Annotated in this window: 2 protein-coding genes; both read left to right on the forward strand. The window is 71.4% G+C overall.

Annotation, left to right across the window (positions count from 1 at the left end; genetic code table 11):
* Positions 1–143 precede the first annotated feature (143 nt).
* On the forward strand, positions 144–1,718 hold the full coding sequence (locus PWP93_RS37280) for a F0F1 ATP synthase subunit alpha (RefSeq protein ID WP_421048407.1): 1,575 nt from the start codon (positions 144–146) through the stop codon (positions 1,716–1,718).
* Positions 1,715–2,392, forward strand: a 678-nt coding sequence (locus tag PWP93_RS37285; RefSeq protein WP_421048408.1) for a F0F1 ATP synthase subunit gamma, incomplete at its 3' end; no start/stop codon positions are given. The genes PWP93_RS37280 and PWP93_RS37285, both read left to right, overlap by 4 nt.

Consider the following 2,392-nt stretch of genomic DNA (forward strand, 5'->3'; position numbering starts at 1 on the left):
GCTCGGCCGGCCCGTGACCTTGCAGGTGCGCGAAGACCCGGCGCTGATCGCCGGGCTCGAACTCACAGGCTCGCACGCCGTGGTGCGCAATCACCTGCGTCACGATCTCGACGATATCCGCGAGACCTTGCTGGAGCACGCCATTGAGCGCCGCTGACACCTCGGCAGAGGACGCCCATGGTGCCGATCTGGCGGGCGAGGCCGACCGCTGGTTCGCGCGTCAGCACAGCGCGCTCGCGCACGTGCAGTCTGGCGCCGACGCAAGAACGTTCGGGCGCGTGGAGCGTATCGCCGACGGCGTCGCGCATATTTCGGGGCTGCCCGACGTGGCGCTCGACGAGACCGTGCGCTTCGCAAGCGGCGCGACGGGCTATGTGCGCACGCTCGACAGCGAACTTGCGAGGATCGTGCTGCTGGACGGCGCGCAAGGCGTGGCGGCGGGCGAGCGCGTCGAGCGCACCGGCGCCGTGCTTCAGGTGCCGGTGGGCGAGGACCTGCTCGGGCGCGTGATCGATCCGCTGGGCCGGCCGCTCGATCGCGGCGCACCGCTTGCCGCCAGCGCGTGGCTACCGGTGGAGCGGCCTGCGCCGGCCATCGTCGAGCGCGCCGCCGTGACCGAGCCGCTCGAAACCGGCATGCTGATCGTCGATGCCTTGTTCGCGATCGGACGCGGCCAGCGCGAACTCATCATCGGCGACCGCGCGACGGGCAAGACCTCGCTCGCCGTCGATGCCATCGTCAACCAGCGCGCGAGCGATGTGATCTGCGTCTACGTCGCGGTGGGCCAGCGCGCCACGGCGGTCCAGCGCGTGATCGACGCCGTGCGCGAGCGCGGCGCGCCGCAGCGCTGCGTGTTCGTGGTCGCCTCCTCGGCGGCGTCGCCGGGCATGCAATGGATCGCGCCGTTCGCGGGCTTCTCGGTGGCCGAATACTTCCGCGACCGCGGCCAGCACGCGCTCGTCGTGATCGACGATCTTTCGAAACACGCGGCCACGCACCGCGAACTGGCGCTGCTCACCGGCGAGCCGCCGGGCCGCGAGGCCTATCCCGGCGATATCTTCTATCTGCACGCGCGGCTGCTGGAGCGCGCCGCGAAGCTGAGCCCCGCGCTGGGCGGCGGTTCGCTGACCGCGCTGCCAATCGCCGAGACCGACGCGGGCAATCTCTCGGCTTACATCCCCACCAATCTGATCTCGATCACCGACGGCCAGCTCGTGATGGATGCCGCGCTGTTCGCATCCAACCAGCGGCCGGCGGTCAACGTGGGGCTGAGCGTGAGCCGCGTGGGCGGCAAGGCGCAGACAGCCGCGCTGCGCCAGGTGGCCGGACCGCTGCGGCTCGACTATGCGCAGTTCCTCGAACTGGAGATATTCACGCGCTTCGGCGGCCTCACGGATGCGCGCGTGAGCGCGCAGATCGCGCGCGGCGAGCGGATTCGCGCCTTGCTCGCGCAGCCGCGTTTCAGCGCGTTGGGCACCGGCGATCAGGTGGCGTTGCTCGCCGCGCTCGCCGAGGGCGTGTTCGACGCGGCGCCCGCGAGCGTGGCCGCGCAGATTCGCGAGCGCCTCGCGCAGCGGCATGCACAGCGGCATGCACAGCGATCGACGGTTCATTCGGATGCCGAAGCATCGTCAAACCTCGCCCAGCTTCGCGAGTGGGTGCGCGAGCGGACTTCCGATACGGCGGCGGGCGGCGCGCCCGCCAGGGAGCACGAATGAGCGGCAAGCTCGGCGAAATCGAGAGCCGGATCGCGGCGACGCATCAACTCGATGCCGTGATCGCGGCGATGCGCGGCATTGCGGCCTCGCGCTCGCACGAGGCGCGCGAGCGGCTGGCCGGCATCCGCGCGGCGGCGGCGACGGCGGGGGCGGCGATCGGTGAAGTGCTCGCGTTCGCGACCGAAGGCGCGGCCGGCGGTCCAGCGGCCGGCGCGGGGGGCGGCGACGTGTGCATCGTCGTCGGCACGGAGCAGGGCTTCGTCGGCGCGCTCAACGACGAATTGGCGGAGCACGCGCTGCATCAGGACGGCGGTGCGCATACGTACCGCTGGCTGCTCGTCGGTTCGCGGCTCGCGAGCGCCGCCGCCTCGCGCGGCCTGAGCGCTGCCTGGTCCGCACCGATGGCGGCGCATCCCGACGCCATTCCGCAACTGGCGGTCCGCATTACCGATGCGCTCTACGCGCGGCTCGCGCGCGGCCAGCGCGCCGCCCGGATTTCGGTGGTGAGTGCGCAGCCCGGCGAGTCACGCTTGCAGATCGCGCAGCGCACCCTCATTCCCTTCGAATTCACGCGCTTCCGGGTATCCCCGCGCGCGCAGCCACCGCTTGTCAACCTCGCGCCGGCGCGGCTGCTGTCCGGTCTCGTCGACTTTTATGTGTTCGTGCAATTGTGC

This window comes from Paraburkholderia sp. A1RI-2L, from assembly GCF_048957375.1.
GTDB lineage: Bacteria > Pseudomonadota > Gammaproteobacteria > Burkholderiales > Burkholderiaceae > Paraburkholderia.